This is a genomic window from Methylobacter sp. sgz302048, from assembly GCF_052162025.1.
Classification (GTDB): Bacteria; Pseudomonadota; Gammaproteobacteria; order Methylococcales; family Methylomonadaceae; genus Methylobacter.
This window is the reverse complement of sequence record NZ_CP197401.1, coordinates 1,447,390-1,465,974: the sequence shown is the minus strand read 5'-3', so window position 1 is coordinate 1,465,974 and position 18,585 is coordinate 1,447,390. Positions and strand designations below refer to the sequence as shown.

The following is an 18,585-nucleotide window of genomic DNA, read 5'->3' as shown; positions in this document are numbered from 1 at the left end:
CTCCCTCACAGCTTATAAAACAGTATGCTCCTGGCAGATTTTTTCACTATCGCTTTGGCTTAGCGGTCCTTTGGTTAAATCGCACCTATAACCTCCCGGAGTTTCCGTAAAATATTTACAGGTCTTGCACAGACCAAAGGACTGCGATTTGTTGGCTTTTTGCAGCGCCGAAAGTGCTTTAACAAAAACCTCCTCATGATTACTGAAATCAATCTCTCTCAAAATTGATGAAGCTTGGTTGAATAATTCCGAAGGCCGGGCTTGTTTCAGGATAGCTTCGCCATCAGGCAGAAGGCCAAGATGCACCATGCGCCGGTCATCAGCGTCTGGCGTCTTTTTTATAAAGCCCTTTTTTTCCAGTAACAGCAGTGTTTGCGAAACTGTCCCCCGGGTCATGCCCAGATAACTGGTGACGGCGGCCGGCGTATCGCTGTAGCGGTTGCAGCGCGATAAATAGTCCAGCACCTGCAAATGCACCGGCTGAAGGCCTAATTCCGTACATTTTTTACGTTCTTCCGAACGGATCAGCGCGGCCATCCGTTCGATCAGCTCAAATACATCAACTTTTTCCATAGAACCTATATAAACATTCGTTAATTAAGTTGACAACGGAAGATATCTTAACATATTCTTGCTCCCGTATCGAATCGATACCATAATAAATTTGAGTAGAATATCTCCCAGAGTCTTTGCCATCCGATATAAAAGTCATTGGTTGTGTGCCGCCAGGCAGCATGAATACTGGCTTTCGGGAGTTTCAATTCATCAGGAAAATCATAATATCCTATTTAGTAGTTATTGTTCCGGCGGCTATGCCGCCGGTTTTTTACAGGACTTAAGTTATGCCTATCTCTCATGTATTCGACACTTATGCAAAAACAGCCAAAGGCAGGATTATGCACTTTGATGTGGTTCTTGATGAGAAAGACCAGGAAAAAGCGCTGAATTATGCCAAAGAATGGCTGCAAAGCATAGGCCACGAAGACGCGATCGTCACGCAGGAGAATTGTTGTTTTTGCCACAGCGCGGAAGCCCCTGGCGACTTAAGACAGCAAATCGACACGCAAGGCTATGCAATTTATAAGCTGGAAGGCTGCCCAAGATAAAAATATCTGGCAGGGTTTTTAAGCTGTTGAAAGCATAAAGTCAGTTCTGACTCTACTGTTTCATAAGATTATTCACTATATCAATCGGCAACGGAAAGACAATCGTCGATGATTTATCTCCGGCAATTTCAGTCAGGGTTTGCAAATATCTAAGCTGCATGGCTTGTGGTTGCTGAGCTAATATATTCGCCGCGGCCATCAGTTTTTCCGATGCCTGCATTTCACCTTCCGCATGAATGATTTTCGCCCGGCGGGTACGCTCGGCTTCGGCCTGTTTGGCTATCGCCCGGATCATGCTTTCATCAAGGTCGACATGCTTGATTTCCACATTGGCGACTTTAATGCCCCAGGCATCGGTCTGCTGATCCAAAATGGTTTGTATATCCATGTTCAGGCGGTCGCGTTGCGCCAGCATTTCATCCAGTTCGTGCTGGCCCAGTACGGAGCGCAGTGTCGTCTGGGCCAACTGGCTAGTCGCTTCAAGAAAATTCTCAACCTGGATAATGGCTTTATCCGGCTCGATTACCCTGAAATAGACTACGGCATTGACTTTTACGGAGACGTTGTCCAGAGAGATCACATCCTGGGAAGGCACGTCCATGACAATGGTACGTAAATCAACGCGTTCCATCTGTTGAATCAATGGGATCACGATAATCAATCCGGGACCTTTAACGCCATAAAAACGTCCGAGAAAGAAAATGACGCCGCGCTCATATTCCCGCAGGACTCTAAAAGCGCTGATTAAAATAGCTAAAAGAATGCTGATGAATATATACCAGAAGTATGCAAACATTACTCGGCCTCCTCTTTAACCGGGCTAATCAATAAAGTCAGGCCGTCCAGACCTGTTACTGTCACTCTCTGTTTCTTACTGACCGGACTGCCGCTGCGGGCACGCCAGGTTTCACCATGAATACGAATCATGCCAAGGTCGGTAAAGTCCTCCAACGCCACGCCTGCCGCACCTATTAGCTGTTCCTTGCCGCTTACAACGGGCGCCTGCCTGGATTTGAACAATAGCCCTAAGGCCAGAATAAAAAACGCGGCGCTGCTCAGGGCAACGGCGCCAATAATAGCCGGATTAATGCCGAATCCCGGCTGATCGGTATCGATAAGAATCACCGAACCCACAACAAAAGCCAGCAGGCCTCCGAAGCCAAGAATGCCGACGCCGGGCATGAAGGCTTCCGCCGCCATCAAAGCAATGCCCAGGAGGATTAGCGCCACGCCGGCATAATTGATCGGCAATAACTGAAAGGCGAACAATGCGAGCAATAAACAGATGCCGCCGATAGTGCCCGGCACAACGGAACCGGGAATGGAAAATTCGAAGATCAATCCGTAAATGCCGATCAGCATCAGCAGATAGGCAATATTGGGATTAGTAATAACGGACAGCAGTTCGCCGCGCCAGTCCAATCCTATTTTCTTTATCACAGCCCCGTCGGTCAGCAATATCCGCTCCTGACCCAGCACATTGATTTTGCGGCCATGCAATTGCTTTAATAAATCAGCCTGATCGGCTGCAACCAAATCTATAACCCGTTCAGCCAATGCTTCTTCAGCCGGGATGCTTGCCGCCGTGCGCACTGCCTGTTCGGCCCAATCGGCATTTCTGCCGCGCATCTGAGCCAGCCCCCGTATATAGGCAACGGCATCATTGACGGCCTTGGCAGTCATAGGATCCGATATGGCCGGCGCTTCTTTTTTAGCGCCCTTGGCATCCTTATCCTTCTTTTCATCCTCAGAACCACCCAAGCCCGGCATTTGCACTGGCGTGGCCGCACCCAGGTTGGTGCCCGGCGCCATGGCCGCAACATGGCTGGCATAGAGAATATAAGTGCCGGCGCTGGCGGCGCGGGCGCCGCCAGGCGCTACATAAGTCACGACTGGGACCGGTGAAGCTATGATTTTCTTGATGATATCGCGCATGGAGGTATCCAGCCCGCCGGGCGTATCCATGCGAAATATTACACAAGCCGCGCCTTCTTCGGCGGCTTTATCGAGATGCCTACCGATATAGTCGCTGATGGCAGGCCCTATCGCGCCATTAATATCAAGCTGAATGACAGTTTCCGCTTTATTTTGCCGCCTGTCGTCATCTGCTTCGGCTTGTACCGTGAAAGCTAAAACCACCAGGAAAACAAAAAAAGCCTGTCTCATCATAATCATTGGTTTTCTCTGCCTTTAGACGCCATATAACATCAATTCAATATTTTTTTGCGCGAGCCCCTCAGTATTAATGCCTTGGACAATAAAAGCAGCGTTAGTTCGAATATAACCGACTCCCATCAATACCGGCTTGATTTTTGGTTTTAATCAGGGTAAATGTTCAGATATTGTATTTAATTTTTAAGTTTGTATGACCAAAAACCAATTGCGTGTGATGACTTATAACATCCACAAAGGCTTCAATATCGGCAATCGACGTTTTGTTCTGCATCAGATACGCGACGCGCTGATTGACGCAGGCGCGGATTTGCTGTTCCTGCAGGAAACACAAGGCGCTCACAGCCTGCACAAGAAAAAGATATTGGACTGGCCTGACGCCTCACAATCAGAATTTTTAGCCCACGGCGGCTGGCCGTATTATGCCTATGGCAAAAACGCAATCTACAGCGAAGGCCATCACGGCAATGCCATTCTCAGCAAATATGATCTGGAATTCTGGGAGAATGTGAATGTTTCGCCCTATCCCTGGGCCAGCCGCAGCCTTTTGCACGGCGTAATTCGAGTTCCCGCAGCCAATAAAACCGTACATATTGTCTGCATTCATTTCGGCCTTATAGGCACTGAACGCCGGCGTCAGGTCGAAACTTTATGCAACCGCATAGACAGCCATATACCGCATGATGCGCCGTTAGTCATAGCTGGTGACTTTAATGACTGGATGGGGCTGATCGAGCGGCATTTCCACGATCATCTGGAATTAAAAGAGGTGTTCCAGACTCTACATGGGCGCCATGCCCGAACTTTCCCGGCCTGGATGCCTTTTTTACCAATGGATAGAATTTATTACCGGGGGCTTGAGCCGGTCTCCTGTAGTCGGCTGGGGCAGTTGCCCTGGCGCATGCTGTCGGATCATGCCCCGCTCTCTGCCACCTTTCAGTTATGACTATGAATCTGAAGATCAATCCGGAATTATTGACTCTGCCCAATCTGCTGACCTGCTTTCGGTTCGCGGCCGCGCCGGCGCTATTGTGGCTGGCTTGGCATGACTACAAGAACCCGTTTCTGATTTTATTGGCCGTATCCTTTCTTTCCGATGCACTGGACGGCATCGCCGCACGCCTGACCGGGCAAGTAACCCAGTTCGGCGCCACGCTCGACAGCTGGGCCGATGTCATCATTTATTTAGTCATCGCAATCAGCGCATGGTGGCTGTGGCCCGACGTGGTCAGCCGTGAGCTGATTTATGTGCTTCTGATTATCGGCAGCTACCTGCTGCCATCGATCGTAGGCATGATCAAATTCGGTTCCTTTACCAGTTACCATACATGGACGGTCAAATTAGCGGCGGCGGCAATGGCATTGACGTTGTATGTGTTATTTTTGGGAGGTCCGGCCTGGCCATTCAGGCTTGCCGCCATTTTTTGCACGCTTGCCGCCGCTGAAGAAATTGCCATTACGCTGATACTTACCGAAAAACGCTCAAACATATCGTCTCTCTGGAGCGTTTTAAAACATTTGGCTCAACCCTCACAGAACACTAACCGGCACAGTAAATGAATTCCGCGCCAGAAAGCATCCCGTCGCCATGTATCCGGCAATGTTGCCTGAATAAAGCTGATATTTGTCTCGGTTGTTTTCGTTCGCTCGATGAAATCGTCAGTTGGACGAAAGTAGATGAGGAAACCCGGCATCAATTTTTTAAAAAAGCGGAGACGCGCCGGCAATTGCACAAACACAGCAATCATTTCCGATAATTCGCAACCAAATATAACGGCATCTTGTCATTATTGGTGGCATCAATAAAAAGAGGACTTCCAATGAATGAATTGGCGAAAAAAAAATGTGAAGCTTGCCGAACCGGTGCGCCCTTATTATCTCAAGAAGAGATCGATGAGCTTATGCCGCAACTGAAGGATTGGATATTAATTCAGACGGATGGCGTCCGGCATCTGTCCCGGACATTCCGATTCAGCGACTTTAAAGAAGCCCTATCCTTTACCAATAAAGTCGGCGCCTTGGCCGAGCAGGAAGGCCACCATCCCACGATTATAACGGAGTGGGGACAAGTAACAGTCTGCTGGTGCACCCGCAAAATCAAAGGCCTGCATCTTAATGATTTTATTATGGCCGCCAAAACTGATACGCTTACCCAATCTGCAAATGAGGGCAACGCACTTAACAAATACCGGGAAGGCCTGGGTATTAACTTCTGGTGAACATTGCCCTCACCGGACAGATAAGCCCCCATCAACAACCGGAATCTTAGAGATCAATGAGAGCGCCATCATGAAACAGTTGCATCGAAAAGATTTGTTTGGCTGGTCTGTATTTGATCCGGAAAAAAATCTGGATTTCCACAGTGTGCTATGGGTGCGCAACGGCGGCAATGTATTAATCGACCCCTTGCCCTTGTCCGAACATGATCACAGCCATCTGCAAAGACTTGGCGGCGTCAGCCTCATAGTCATCACCAATAGCGACCATTGCCGTGATGCCGAACATATTGCCAGTGAAACAGGCGCCCTGCTTTGTGGCCCTGCCGCCGAAGAGGACACTTTCCCGCTTTCTTGCCACCGCTGGCTTTACGATAATGAAGAAGTCGTTCCCGGTCTGGTAGCTTTTGAGCTCGAGGGCTCCAAAACACCGGGAGAGCTTGCCTTGGTCCTGGAGCATAGCACGTTGATAACAGGCGATTTAATTCGTTGCCACATCGGCGGTGAATTATGCATGTTGCCGGAAAACAAGCTGATGGATGTGAACGAAGCTATTCAATCGGTCAAACGTTTGGCTGATCTGCCAGGTATCAAAGCCGTATTGACCGGCGACGGCTGGCCGTTGTTTAATCATGGCGGTGAAGCGCTGCATCGCCTGGCGAGATCGCTCTAGTTATATCACGCCTGGCCTTTCCGGCAGACTGATACAGCCAGCCATAACAAGCGTTCCCGCGTGGAACCCAACTTAAACTTTATAAAAATAGCCCTGATAACGGAATTCAGTGACTTAATAATGATTAGAATCGTTGGCTCAAAGCTATACAGTCTTTTATTTTTTATCCTCGCAAGCTGCCTCGTCTTTGCTTATAACACGATAAATTTTGCAAGCACGAACAATCCGGCCGCTATCAAACCGCAAGCGCTTCGGCCTGTCGATCTTAACCGGCCATTTCGCCAGGTTTCCTACTCTAACGATGTCAAGCCCATCCTGGATTCGCGTTGTGTCGCCTGCCATTCCTGTTATGACTCCCCTTGCCAGCTGAAATTAAGCTCTTTTGAAGGTATAGACCGAGGCGCCAGCAAAAAGACCGTCTATGATCATGAGAGACTAATTGCGCAGGAGCCGTCCAGGCTGTACATCGATGAAGCCACAACCGCCGGCTGGAGGTTGAAAGGCTTCTTTCCGGTTTTGAACGAACAATTTTCGTCACCTGAGGACAACCTGAACAACTCGCTGATCGCACGGCTGATACAGTTAAAGCGCGATAATCCCTTGCCATCGAACGGCAAATTGCCGAAATCCATAGAACTTGAGCTGGAGCGTTCCTTGCAATGCCCTACTCTTGACGAATTTGAAGACTACCAGCACGACCATCCGCTTTGGGGCATGCCCTACGGTTTGCCGCCGCTTACTCAAGATCAGGAAGATACGCTGTTAAGCTGGCTCAGAGATGGGGCTAAAGCCGATATTCACCCTTCGTTGTCGCCTGCCGCAACCGCTGAAATTGAAAAATGGGAACAGTTCCTTAACGCTCCATCACTGAAGCAGCAATTGGTCGCGCGCTATATTTATGAACATCTGTATATCGGCGATCTGCATTTCAAAGACCATCCGGCCAACGAATTTTATAAGCTGGTCCGCTCCAAAACGCCTCCGGGGCAAGCTGTCGAAGAGTTGAAAAGTATTCGACCGTTCGACGCCCCCGGCACCGACCGGTTTTATTATCGGCTACGCCCTGTTATCTCCACCATCGTCGATAAAAACCATTTTGTTTATGAATTAAGCGACAGCAAAATGCAGCGCTTGCAGGAACTGTTTCTCAAGCCTGAGTACACGGTCACTCAGCTGCCCGGCTATGACCCGCAGTCGGCCGCCAACCCGTTCAACACCTTCAGCCAGTTGCCGGCCATTTCACGCTATCAGTTCCTGCTCGACGATGCGCAATATTTCTTTTCAGGTTTCATTAAAGGGCCTGTCTGCCGGGGCCAGGCTGCGGTTAACGTTATCCGCGATCAGTTCTGGGTAGCCTTCATCAAGCCTCAAAATGACTTTATGCAGGAAAGCACCGAATTCCTGGCTGAAAACAATCACTACTTGCGCATGCCCGCTTCCGAAGGCGAAAAGATCGGTTTAATTTCATGGCTTGACGTTAACAGACTGCAACAGCAATATGTCGATAAAAAAGAAATTTTCATTCATAAAGCCCTGCTAAGGCATCACGATGTCGATTTCAATCTGATATGGGATGGCGACGGCCATAATGACAATGCGTTGTTAACGGTCTTTCGGCATTTTGACAATGCCACGGTGGTAAAAGGACTGGTGGGCAAGACGCCGCTGACGGCTTGGGTCGTCGATTATCCTTTATTCGAACGCATCCATTACTTGCTCGTCGCCGGCTTTAATGTCTACGGCACGGCTGGACATCAAGTAACTACGCGCTTGTACATGGATTCATTGCGCATGGAAGCTGAAAATAATTTTCTCCGGTTCATTCCGGCGCAGCATCGAAAAGCGATGCGCGATTCCTGGTATCAAGGCGTCGATGCCAAGCTGTTCGGCTTTTTCGACAAGCCCTTGTATGGCATCGACAAGGAAACGGCCATCAGCTATCAGACCAGCGACTATAAAAAGGAATTTTTTGAAAGAGTCCAGCAACGTTTGGGGCCTGCGGGCGGAGAACCTGATTTGATCAATCGTTGCCCGAAAAAATCGTGCATGAGAGCGAACAGTTCTCCCGATCAGCAGCAGGCAGATGCCATGATGCGCCAATTGGCCGATTTAAAAGGATACCAAATCGAAGCCTTGCCTGAAGTGTCATTTCTGCGAATAAAAACGGCCGACCCTGACAAGGATCTCGTCTACACACTGATCCGAAATCAAAAACTATCGAACGTCTCGTTTATCTTTGCAGAAAGCCTGAGACGAGAGCCTGAACAGGATACACTGACCGTTGTGCCAGGATTTCTTGGCAGCTACCCAAATATATTTTTGAGCGTGCCAATACGGCAGCTCCCGGAATTTATTGAGCACCTGAAACATACCCGAACTGAAGCCGAAAAAGAATTTTTTTACAATCGTTATGGCATTCGCCGCAATAATCCGGAAATATGGCTATATTATGACTGGTTCAATCAAAAATACTTGAAAGAACAGCCTGGGGCAGCCGGGCTATTTGATATGAACCGTTATGAAAACTTGTAATCTTAAAGAACCGACAAGCTGATCTTCTCTTAATTCCTGGCGCTAGATGTGGCCGGATAAGTTGAACTTTCTAAAGTATCAGCCTGTCCTTGATGAAAAAATTGTTCAGTATAAGGCAATAGGAAATGAAAATAATTGACACGCGCAGGGGCGAACGGCGCTCAATGGAAGAACGACGCAAAGCGGATAGACGCACCTGCCCTCATGAATTCGGTTCGCCGGAATGGGTAGAAAACATAAAGAAAAATCATCTGGCATGGCCAAAGACTGATCGCCGAAAAGGAGAAAGGCGTAGCAACGAGGATCGGCGCGTAGAGGATCGCAGACAGCAGGAATTCCCCGATCGAAGCCAGTATGAAAAGGAACACCCGTGGCTCGCACTTGCTCCGGAGGAAAGAGAGCTGATTAAAGCCTTATATCTGGATGACGACGAACACCCGGATGACAAAAAATAGCCGCATTATTGAAGAAAAGTCCTTTCATCAAAAAAACTTAAGCTATTCCGCTAAATCGGCTGTCTATTTAATGACTGGACTTTTTTTAGTTTTAAATGTAAACAAACTATTGTAAAAATTGAATTTTAACGATTTGTTTCTTGTATTAGATAACCGCTACCATGAATTTGCAGCATTTTTCATGACACAAGTTGAACCATAGCACTGCCCGTTCAGCTTTAATTAATAGTGCCGATGGAGATAATGCGTGAACACATGGTCTATATTGATGTCGTATTGATAAAACAGAACTAACCATGTGGGGGTTGTAATGAGCATATTTGAACGCTATACCTCAAAGTTTGAAGAATTGAAGGAAGAGGAATTAACGCTTCCGGAATATCTGGAACTCTGTAAAAAAGATCCGCTGACTTATGCCAGCCCTGCAGAACGCATGCTGGCGGCTATCGGCGAGCCGGAACTGCTCGATACGCATAATGATCCCCGGCTCAGCCGAATTTTTTCCAATAAAGTCATCAGGATTTATCCCGCATTCCGCGAGTTTTATGGCATGGAAGACGTCATCGAGCAAATCGTCTCGTTTTTCAGGCATGCGGCACAGGGCCTGGAAGAAAAGAAACAGATTCTTTATCTGCTCGGCCCGGTCGGCGGCGGTAAATCCTCACTGGCCGAACGGCTTAAATTGTTAATGGAAAAAACGCCTTTTTACGCGATTAAAGGCTCGCCTGTGTTCGAATCGCCGTTAGGGCTGTTCAATATTGATGAAGATGGCGATATTCTTGAAAAAGATTACGGTATACCCAGGCGCTATCTCAACACGATCATGTCCCCCTGGGCGACCAAACGCCTGTATGAATTTAATGGCGATATCCGCCAATTCAGAGTTGTTCGCATCCGCCCTTCCATCCTGAGGCAAATTGCCGTTACCAAAACAGAACCAGGCGATGAAAACAACCAGGATATTTCGTCACTGGTGGGCAAAGTCGACATTCGCAAATTGGAAAAATATTCACAGGACGATCCCGATGCCTACAGCTATTCCGGCGGTTTGTGCCGGGCCAACCAGGGCTTGCTTGAGTTTGTCGAAATGTTCAAGGCACCCATCAAGGTTCTGCATCCGCTGCTGACAGCAACGCAGGAAGGCAACTACAAAGGTACGGAAGGTTTTCCGGCGATACCGTTCCAGGGCATTATTCTCGCGCACTCGAATGAATCGGAATGGCTGGCGTTCCGAAACAACAAAAATAATGAGGCTTTCCTCGATCGTATTTACATAGTCAAAGTGCCTTATTGCCTGCGCGTCTCGGAAGAAATAAAAATCTACGAAAAACTGCTGGAGAACAGTTCACTGCATAATGCGCCGTGCGCGCCCGGCACGTTGCAAATGATGGCGCAGTTTGCGGTGTTGTCCCGGCTGAAAGAGCCTGAAAACTCCAACATCTTCTCCAAGATGCGGGTCTACAACGGCGAGAATCTGAAAGATACCGATCCCCATGCCAAGTCCTATCAGGAGTACCGCGATTATGCCGGCGTCGATGAGGGCATGACTGGCCTGTCCACGCGTTTTGCGTTCAAGATCTTGTCCAAGGTGTTCAACTTCGATAATACCGAAGTCGCGGCCAACCCGGTTCATCTCTTGTATGTCATCGAACAACAGATCGAGCGTGAACAATTTCCGGCGGATACTGAAGAAAGGTATCTATCCTATCTTAAAGGCTACCTAACGCAGAAATATATAGAGTTTATCGGCAAGGAAATTCAAACCGCCTATCTGCAGTCGTATTCGGAATACGGGCAAAACATCTTCGACCGGTATGTAACCTATGCCGACTACTGGATACAGGATACCAACTACCGCGATCCCGATACCGGCGAGATGTTCGATCGAAGCGCCTTGAATGACGAGTTGGAAAAAATCGAGAAACCTGCCGGCATCAGTAATCCCAAAGATTTCCGCAATGAAATTGTGAACTTTGTCCTGCGGGCGCGTGCCAAACATGGAGGCAAAAACCCGGCCTGGACCAGCTACGAGAAGTTGCGTACAGTGATTGAAAAGAAAATGTTCTCGACCACTGAAGATCTGCTGCCGGTAATTTCCTTCAATGCCAAGGCATCGCCTGAAGATCAGAAAAAACATGAAGAGTTTATTGATCGTATGGTTGAAAAAGGTTATACAGAGAAACAGGTGCGATTGCTCAGCGAATGGTATTTAAGAGTACGTAAATCGTCTTAACGCTTGAGGAGAAATTTGTGACTCGAATTGTAGATAGACGCCTGAACGGAAAGAATAAGAGTGCCGTTAACCGGCAGAAATTTATTCGCCGTTTTCGCACCCAGATTAAAAAAGCGGTTGCCGACGCTGTAACCGAGCGTAGCGTGACCGATCTGGATAAGGGTGAGAAGGTTTCTATCCCTGCGCGAGACACCTCCGAACCTTTCTTCCACCACGGCCAGGGCGGTTATCGGGAAATCATCCATCCAGGCAATAAGGAATTCCGCAAAGGCGACAAAATTGAGCGCCCCGAAGGCGGAACCGGACAAGGAGGCAGTCAAGCTTCTAATACCGGTGAAGGCCTGGATGATTTCGTCTTTGAGCTGACCCGTGAAGAATTCATGCAATTCTTCTTTGAGGATCTTGAACTGCCCAATCTGGTCAAGACCAAACTGGCAACCATCCAGGAAACCAAAAAAGTGCGGGCTGGCCATACCAGCGAAGGAAATCCGACCAATATCAATGTCATCCGTTCATTGCGCGGCGCACTGGGCCGGCGCATCGCTTTGCGCGCGCCGCATCTGAACAGTATCGCAGAAGCCGAAGCTAAACTTGAGGATTTGCTCAAACGCCACAGCGAAACCGATGCGGTGGTTATTGCACTGCGCGAAGAGATCAAGCGGCTCAAGAAAAAAGTCGAGCAGATTCCCTTTATCGACACTTTTGACTTGCGCTATGACAACCGCATAGACAGGCCCAAACCGTCCACGCAAGCGGTTATGTTCTGCGTTATGGATGTCTCGGGCTCCATGGGGCCTGAGGAAAAGGACATGGCAAAACGATTCTTCATGCTGCTGTATCTATTTCTGACCCGCACTTATGAAAAAATCCAGGTTGTCTTTATTTCGCATCACACTGAAGCCAGCGAAGTGGATGAAGAAACCTTCTTTTATTCCAGGGAAACCGGCGGCACAGTAGTATCCAGCGCACTCAATCTGATGAGCAAGATCATTCAGGAGCGTTTCCCGACCTCCGAATGGAATATTTATGCGGCACAAGCCTCGGATGGGGATAACTGGGACAATGATTCAAAAGACTGCACAAAAATACTGTCCGAGCAGATCATGCCTTATATGCAGTATTACGCTTATATCGAGATCACCGAAGACAGGCATCAGAACCTCTGGCATGAATACCTGACTCTGAAAAGTCAATGGAGCAACTTTGCCATGCAACGTATTGCCGGGGTAGCCGATATTTATCCCGTATTCCGTAAACTTTTTGAAAAGCAAAGCGCATGAACAGAAAGCCACTATCAGAAACATCGGAATGGACATTTGAGCTGATAGAAAAATATCACGCGGAAATAGCCCGAATCGCCAATAACTTCGGCTTGGACACCTATCCTATTCAACTCGAAATCATTACCGCCGAACAAATGATGGATGCGTATGCCTCGGTCGGCATGCCCATCGGATACAGTCACTGGTCGTTCGGCAAGGAATTCGTCAAAAACGAGAAGCGTTATAAAAGAGGCCAGATGGGGCTGGCTTATGAAATCGTGATTAATTCCAATCCGTGCATTGCTTATCTCATGGAAGAAAACAGCATGACCATGCAGGCATTGGTTATCGCGCACGCGGCGTATGGGCACAATTCCTTTTTCAAAAAGAACTATTTGTTCAAGACCTGGACCAGTGCGGATTCCATTATCGACTACCTGCTATTTGCCAAAAACTATATTGCGGCCTGTGAGGAACGCTATGGTGAAGAACAAGTCGAGGCCATCCTGGATTCTTGCCATGCATTGAAAAACTTCGGCGTAGACCGATACAAACGCCCATCCAGATTATCCTTGCAGGAAGAACAGGCCCGTCAGAGAGAGCGCGAAGCCTACCTGCAATCTCAAATTAACGAATTATGGCGCACCATACCCGCCAGGGAAATGCCGCGCCAAGACGCTGAAGAAGTACGGTTCCCCGAAGAGCCCCAGGAAAATATCCTTTACTTCATCGAGAAAAATGCACCGTTCCTGGAACCCTGGCAGCGTGAAATCATTCGCATCGTACGCAAAATTTCCCAGTATTTTTATCCCCAGCGACAGACTCAGGTGATGAATGAAGGCTGGGCCACTTTTTGGCATTATACGATTCTGAATCAGCTTTATGATGAAGGGTTGGTAACGGATGGTTTCATGATTGAATTTTTGCAATCGCATACCAATGTGGTTTATCAGCCGCCCTTCGACAGCAAGTACTACTCGGGCATTAATCCTTACGCGTTGGGTTTTGCCATGATGAGCGATATCCGCAGAATTTGTGAGAACCCGACGCCTGAAGACAAACACTGGTTTCCGGAAATGGCCGGCAGCGACTGGAATAAAACGCTGCATTTCGCCATGCAGAATTTCAAAGATGAGAGCTTTATCAGCCAGTATCTATCGCCCAAGGTTATTCGCGACCTTAAACTGTTCTCTATTATGGATGACTATAGGGAAAGAGAAATCGAGGTGACTTCCATTCATGATGAACAAGGTTATCAATATATTCGCCAGGCATTGTCGGAACAATACAACCTGGGCAGTAACGAACCCAACATCCAGGTCTATCATGTCGATCGTAAGGGCGATCGTTCGCTGACTTTACGTCATACTCAATACCACCGTATGCCGCTGGCCCAAAGCGCAAATGAAGTGCTAAAGCATGTCGCCAGGCTCTGGGGATTCGATGCCCGGCTTGAAACACTTGCTGAGGATGGTTCGGTACTTGCCACCTTTGAATGCAATCTTTAGTTTTAGCTCCATCCCGCATCAACTTTGGCCAGCCAATGCAATAACCACTGGCTCTACATGTATTTTTAAACGCTTTGTTGCCGCAATGACTCGATCGATCATCAGGATGTGTTTAGAAAGGGCTTTGGCGCGTACTGCCGCGGCCTGAAAGCCCTTGTGATTTTTATGGAAAACTTACACTCTAAATTTTTGATCTAGGTACATCAAACCTGATCGGAATAGTTACGTTGAGAAAATAGTCGGGTGATTCCTCTGTCAACCCAACACCGCCCAATATAGAGAAAAACAGGTTGCGGCCAATGGTTGATGAAGCGCCTGCAGTAAAGGCGCTTACAACGCCATCGCTGCCTGGTATTTTAATATTGTTAAGCTTGGTTTCCTGAAGAAATGCCTGCTGCAAACCGATATTTAAAGATGTTTGCGGACTGGCTGCCAAAATTGCGTTGACAGCAAATTCAACTTGATCGCCCGGTTCTATGCCTTCTGCCTTTAAAGATGTTTTGTAAGCTACTCTTCCGGTGAACGCCAATGGATCTTGGCGTTTTAGGAATGTCAGTGATCCGATGAAATCATTAAATCCGATTCCCGTAAGAATATTATTGTCTTCAATACTGCCAGTCGCCGAATCCCACGTAATTCGACCTATCACATCCGGAAGCCAATCCGTTTCATGCATTAAAGTTTTGGCTAGGCCGACACTGACATCACCGAAAGTTGAAGCGCTCTCTTTCATATTGCTAGGGAATAATCCCGGGGCTGAGAAAGTCGCATCTTCATTAATAAACCGGCCAGGAACACGCACCTCAAGCTGAGATTCAAAAGGCAAGCCAACCAAGATATTTGCACCCGCATCGATTTCATCCCGGCGGATACGTTGATTTGCTGTTACAGGCCCTATAGGAGACCTAATTAAAAGAGGCGTATCATCTTCTCTTCGTGTATAGGTAGCAAATGGTTGAATTTCCGCCTGACCAAAGGGTAACAGCAAAGCGCCGGTTTGAACCAATGTTCGTTCCAATGCACGTTGAGCTGCATCTTCATCAATTTCAAAACTACCGGGTGCCGCACTGGCTTGTTGCGTCTTGACCGGTGCTTTTTGAACTTGCGCCTGATTTGCAGGCGACTTTGCCAGTGTGGCGGCAGGACTGCTGGCGACAGCAGGCCGATTGGCCTCAGGGGCTGCGGCGCGCTGTTCCAAAAGTTGTACTCTGCGCTGAAGATCAGCGATTACTTGATCCCGTTCAGCGATTTTTTGTATAAGTTGATCCTGCAGGCTAGAGTCCGATGTTTTATCTGCCGCATACCCCCAACTCGATACCAGCATCCCTGTGCCGATCATCAAGATAAGCCCTGGTGAAATTCTCCAGGGTTGTTGAATGGAGCGTTCCGATGCTTTCATTCGATTATTATTATTTTTAGGGTCCATTATTTACCTAATTATCTTGTCATAACAAACTCGTGTGGCTGAGGCTGCAAGCGATTGGGCGGCTCAGCTCCATCAAGCCTAGTAACTACAAAACCGACCTTGCCTATTTTAGGAAAATCGATTCTCATCTTTTCAAACATATCAACAAGCATTGTCCGGTTTCCCCATGCAGGATCGGCTAGCAGCACGCGGTTGTCCTGTATCCCACGAAAGATAACAAAATGGTTATAACCCATGACATTTATCGGAACAATGATTGGAGCCTTTTTAATGAGGTCATCGAGCGTGAGTTTACCATAACCGACCCCTTTATAACCATGACCATCCGCATAACGCTTAAGGTCCAGCAACGAGAAACCTTGTCGAATATTGACCAATATTGGATTCTTGATGTATTCATCTCTGTTCATAAGCTCTTTTGCAACCTCTTTTTCCGTTACAAAATCGCCATGCTGATAATTTAATAACGTTGTTAAAGCTGCAGCCCCACAGCTTAGGTCCCATTGTTGTATAACAACATTTTCGTGCCGCATTTCTATAAGCGACTTCACAGAGCGGGCTTCAGAAGCGCCTGAAAAGCTTCCTATCAGACACACCAACAATCCCAGTTTTTTAGCCATTAAACAATCCATATATGACAATGTGATTAATTTTTTAATGCGCTGGCTTATACCAGAGATACTATTTTTTTTAAGGGAAATGAGATTTGAATCAAAACGCTTCAGCATAAATATTAAAGATCGAAACAGGAATAATCTTGGGAAAAATTGAATAATAAGCGCTTTTTTTATAATTATATAAAAAGCATTTCCATATCTGGTTGAGTTATTTCCATTTTAGCTTTCGGATAGAGTTAGGAGAAATTGTTTTCTATACCCAATATTACGCAGTCAATTGGCTCATCCATTATAGGTAATTCAAGCTCGAATTTACCTGGAAAAATGGTTTGCAATACTTTAAATCCTATTATAAGGTGTAAATACCTACCTACCTAATTCATGGCTCCCACATCAAGAACGGAAACGATAAGTTACATGACATTAATCAATATTTTCTTTCTTTATAACTGATGTTACTCCATTGTAGGACCGAGTGAATTCGAGCCGGGACAAACGCCCGTATACCGGCCTAGGCAGTTAGAATACCCACAAAGGGCACAAGTGAATTCGTACCTACACGGCATCGCAGCAAAACAGCACAGAGATCGATTCGTGCGTAACGTCAGTTATGTAACTAAACCAGAGAACTATTGATCCCTGTTTAGCCAATACCATTCCTCGACAACCGGATTGGCACGGCGGCCTTGTTGTTCGGGGGGATAATTTGTTGCCAGATAAGTCAGTATTTCCCGTTCTGTTTCCGCAGGCAGTTGACGTAATCCTTGGGTATTTTGCATCCAGCGGATCGTTTCCAGCCAACCCTGGCGGGTCGCTCTATTTTGAATGATCAGTTTTGCCGAATGGCAAACAGTACATTCTGTTTTTACCGTTTCAAATCCCTGATCGATGATCAAGCCTGTTTCAGCATCTATGTTCTGTTGCGCCATCAACTGCGGCACAAAACATAACAGCAGGAAGCAAATTTTAGCCCTAATGAATAATCTCATGCCTCACTTGCCTAAATCACTTTAACAGCAATGCGATGGCAGGCATTATTCAGATAGCCTTTCGGGTTCCAGCCCGGTACAACCATGGGCTGCATTTGTCCCGCACTATCTGTCGCCCTGACCCAGACCTCATAATAACCCGGCCCGGGAAAATTCAGTTCCGTCCGCCAATGCTGCCAGGCCAACCGGTTTTTAGGCGCTTGCAGACTGCTGCGCTGCCAGGTCATGCCGAAATCAATCGAAGTATCTACCGCCGATACGCTCAAGTCTCCGGCCCAGGCATGGCCTCGCAAAGGCAGTTTCTGGCCGGCCTTGATCATGGCGCCTGTTTTTGGATACGTGATCAGCGATTTGACCGGCATGGATTCGATAATGCACATATCCTTTTCCATAACCTTCGCCCCCGGCTCGACGGGATGGCATGGCAGTTTATAAGACAACCCGGTCATTTTCGCGCCATCATGGACTTTATTACGCACGACGATTTTACTGAGCCATTTTCCGGACGTGGAACCCGACCAGCCTCCGCAAACCAGCCTCAGCGGATGCCCGTTCATAACGGGCATATCTGCGCTATTCATGGCCCAGGCGATCAGCGTTTCATCTTCCAGCGCCTTGCTCATCGGCACGCCTCTCGATATCGGTTCAAGGCCGGATTTGCCGCTGATGTGGGTATCGCGCCCGTAATAGCCTATATAAACCGCATCATCCTTGATGCCTACCGATTCAAGCACATCCCGAAGACGCACGCCGGTCCATTCAGGGCAACCGACAGCACCGACTGTCCACTGACCTTCAGGGACCGGCGGATTAAACTCGCTTCTGCCATTGCCGGCACATTCGATCGTTAATTGATAGATGTAATGCTTGAATTTACGTTTCAAATCTTCAAGGCTGAACTGGGCGTGAGATTTGACGGATTCGCCTTCGATGCGCAGCATCCAGGCGGCTGGATCAATGTTTTCAGGCGGGATGCCGTTATTGCGGATGAATAACTTATCGGCCGGCGTAATTAAATCATCCAACAGATGAGCCGGCGTTTCCGCATTGACAGGCCTGTCGTTTATCACGATCAGGCCGGGATGTTTGCCGGCAATGCGGAAAGGCTCATCGGTATCGGCGAAAGCAGCCGGTATCAGCCCGCTTGGCATATAATCGGCAAAAGGGATATTGGCGCCCAATGCCGCACTCATAGCCCACAATCCGCTTTTCTTCAAGAACCCTCTTCGGGTAATGGGATGGACTTCCCTTCCCCAAATTAATTGATCAGCTTTTTCAGGATTTTCTTTATACAGTTCATGAATACCTTTCGAGACGTTATGATTTTTCATGACTGATCCTTCCAGTCTGCTAAACGAAGCTGGAGTTAATTCTTGGATACGGGCATTGTTACCCT

18 protein-coding genes are annotated in these 18,585 nt (G+C 47.7%); 11 read left to right on the top strand and 7 right to left on the bottom strand.

Annotated elements, in window-relative coordinates; translation table 11 throughout:
* Window positions 1-12: 12 nt before the first annotated feature.
* Window positions 13-573, bottom strand: coding sequence for a MarR family winged helix-turn-helix transcriptional regulator (locus tag ACTNE6_RS06960; RefSeq protein WP_442499112.1), 561 nt, complete (start codon window positions 571-573; stop codon window positions 13-15).
* 269 nt (window positions 574-842) lie between these two features.
* Here ACTNE6_RS06960 and ACTNE6_RS06955 point away from each other — a divergent pair, with 269 nt between their 5' ends.
* Complete coding sequence (locus ACTNE6_RS06955) at window positions 843-1,106, top strand: DUF2024 family protein (protein WP_194968891.1); 264 nt, start codon at window positions 843-845, stop codon at window positions 1,104-1,106.
* Window positions 1,107-1,158: 52 nt separating this feature from the next.
* Here ACTNE6_RS06955 and ACTNE6_RS06950 read toward each other — a convergent pair whose 3' ends face one another.
* Entirely contained in the window at window positions 1,159-1,902 is a 744-nt protein-coding gene (locus ACTNE6_RS06950) for a slipin family protein (protein ID WP_442499111.1), read from the bottom strand.
* Window positions 1,902-3,281: an NfeD family protein gene (locus ACTNE6_RS06945; RefSeq protein WP_442499110.1), complete on the bottom strand. Its 1,380-nt coding sequence runs from the start codon at window positions 3,279-3,281 to the stop codon at window positions 1,902-1,904. The genes ACTNE6_RS06950 and ACTNE6_RS06945 overlap by 1 nt, the downstream gene beginning before the upstream one ends.
* Window positions 3,282-3,471: 190 nt before the next feature.
* Here ACTNE6_RS06945 and ACTNE6_RS06940 point away from each other — a divergent pair, with 190 nt between their 5' ends.
* The 10 genes from ACTNE6_RS06940 to ACTNE6_RS06895 all read left to right on the top strand — a co-directional run bounded on the left by ACTNE6_RS06940 (window position 3,472) and on the right by ACTNE6_RS06895 (window position 14,157).
* Window positions 3,472-4,224: an endonuclease/exonuclease/phosphatase family protein gene (locus tag ACTNE6_RS06940; RefSeq protein WP_194968894.1), complete on the top strand. Its 753-nt coding sequence runs from the start codon at window positions 3,472-3,474 to the stop codon at window positions 4,222-4,224.
* Between the two features lie 2 nt (window positions 4,225-4,226).
* Window positions 4,227-4,838 carry a CDP-alcohol phosphatidyltransferase family protein gene (locus ACTNE6_RS06935; protein WP_442499109.1) on the top strand — a complete coding sequence of 204 codons (612 nt, stop codon included), beginning with the start codon at window positions 4,227-4,229 and terminating at the stop codon, window positions 4,836-4,838.
* Entirely contained in the window at window positions 4,835-5,035 is a 201-nt protein-coding gene (locus ACTNE6_RS06930) for a DUF1289 domain-containing protein (RefSeq protein WP_194968896.1), read from the top strand. The genes ACTNE6_RS06935 and ACTNE6_RS06930 overlap by 4 nt, the downstream gene beginning before the upstream one ends.
* Before the next feature lie 63 nt (window positions 5,036-5,098).
* Window positions 5,099-5,497 carry a 4a-hydroxytetrahydrobiopterin dehydratase gene (locus tag ACTNE6_RS06925; protein WP_434485008.1) on the top strand — a complete coding sequence of 133 codons (399 nt, stop codon included), beginning with the start codon at window positions 5,099-5,101 and terminating at the stop codon, window positions 5,495-5,497.
* Between the two features lie 70 nt (window positions 5,498-5,567).
* Window positions 5,568-6,167 carry an MBL fold metallo-hydrolase gene (locus tag ACTNE6_RS06920; protein WP_194968898.1) on the top strand — a complete coding sequence of 200 codons (600 nt, stop codon included), beginning with the start codon at window positions 5,568-5,570 and terminating at the stop codon, window positions 6,165-6,167.
* Between the two features lie 120 nt (window positions 6,168-6,287).
* On the top strand, window positions 6,288-8,699 hold the full coding sequence (locus ACTNE6_RS06915) for a fatty acid cis/trans isomerase (RefSeq protein WP_442499108.1): 2,412 nt from the start codon (window positions 6,288-6,290) through the stop codon (window positions 8,697-8,699).
* Window positions 8,700-8,824: 125 nt separating this feature from the next.
* Window positions 8,825-9,154: a hypothetical protein gene (locus ACTNE6_RS06910; protein WP_331820240.1), complete on the top strand. Its 330-nt coding sequence runs from the start codon at window positions 8,825-8,827 to the stop codon at window positions 9,152-9,154.
* Between the two features lie 310 nt (window positions 9,155-9,464).
* Window positions 9,465-11,387 (top strand): PrkA family serine protein kinase, encoded by a 1,923-nt coding sequence (locus tag ACTNE6_RS06905; protein WP_194968901.1) that lies wholly within the window; start codon window positions 9,465-9,467, stop codon window positions 11,385-11,387.
* A gap of 17 nt (window positions 11,388-11,404) precedes the next feature.
* Window positions 11,405-12,667 (top strand): YeaH/YhbH family protein, encoded by a 1,263-nt coding sequence (locus ACTNE6_RS06900; RefSeq protein WP_442499107.1) that lies wholly within the window; start codon window positions 11,405-11,407, stop codon window positions 12,665-12,667.
* Entirely contained in the window at window positions 12,664-14,157 is a 1,494-nt protein-coding gene (locus ACTNE6_RS06895; RefSeq protein WP_442499106.1) for a SpoVR family protein, read from the top strand. The genes ACTNE6_RS06900 and ACTNE6_RS06895 overlap by 4 nt, the downstream gene beginning before the upstream one ends.
* A gap of 181 nt (window positions 14,158-14,338) precedes the next feature.
* Here the strand turns inward: ACTNE6_RS06895 and ACTNE6_RS06890 are convergent, their stop codons facing one another.
* The 4 genes from ACTNE6_RS06890 to ACTNE6_RS06875 form a co-directional block, all read right to left on the bottom strand.
* The gene (locus ACTNE6_RS06890) at window positions 14,339-15,583 is read right to left on the bottom strand and encodes a hypothetical protein (protein WP_442499105.1); all 1,245 of its coding nucleotides are present in this window, start codon (window positions 15,581-15,583) and stop codon (window positions 14,339-14,341) included.
* 11 nt (window positions 15,584-15,594) lie between these two features.
* Window positions 15,595-16,203: a C39 family peptidase gene (locus ACTNE6_RS06885; RefSeq protein WP_331820231.1), complete on the bottom strand. Its 609-nt coding sequence runs from the start codon at window positions 16,201-16,203 to the stop codon at window positions 15,595-15,597.
* Window positions 16,204-16,829: 626 nt separating this feature from the next.
* Complete coding sequence (locus ACTNE6_RS06880; protein ID WP_442499104.1) at window positions 16,830-17,189, bottom strand: hypothetical protein; 360 nt, start codon at window positions 17,187-17,189, stop codon at window positions 16,830-16,832.
* 11 nt (window positions 17,190-17,200) lie between these two features.
* On the bottom strand, window positions 17,201-18,520 hold the full coding sequence (locus ACTNE6_RS06875) for a sulfite oxidase (protein WP_442499103.1): 1,320 nt from the start codon (window positions 18,518-18,520) through the stop codon (window positions 17,201-17,203).
* Window positions 18,521-18,585: the final 65 nt, after the last annotated feature.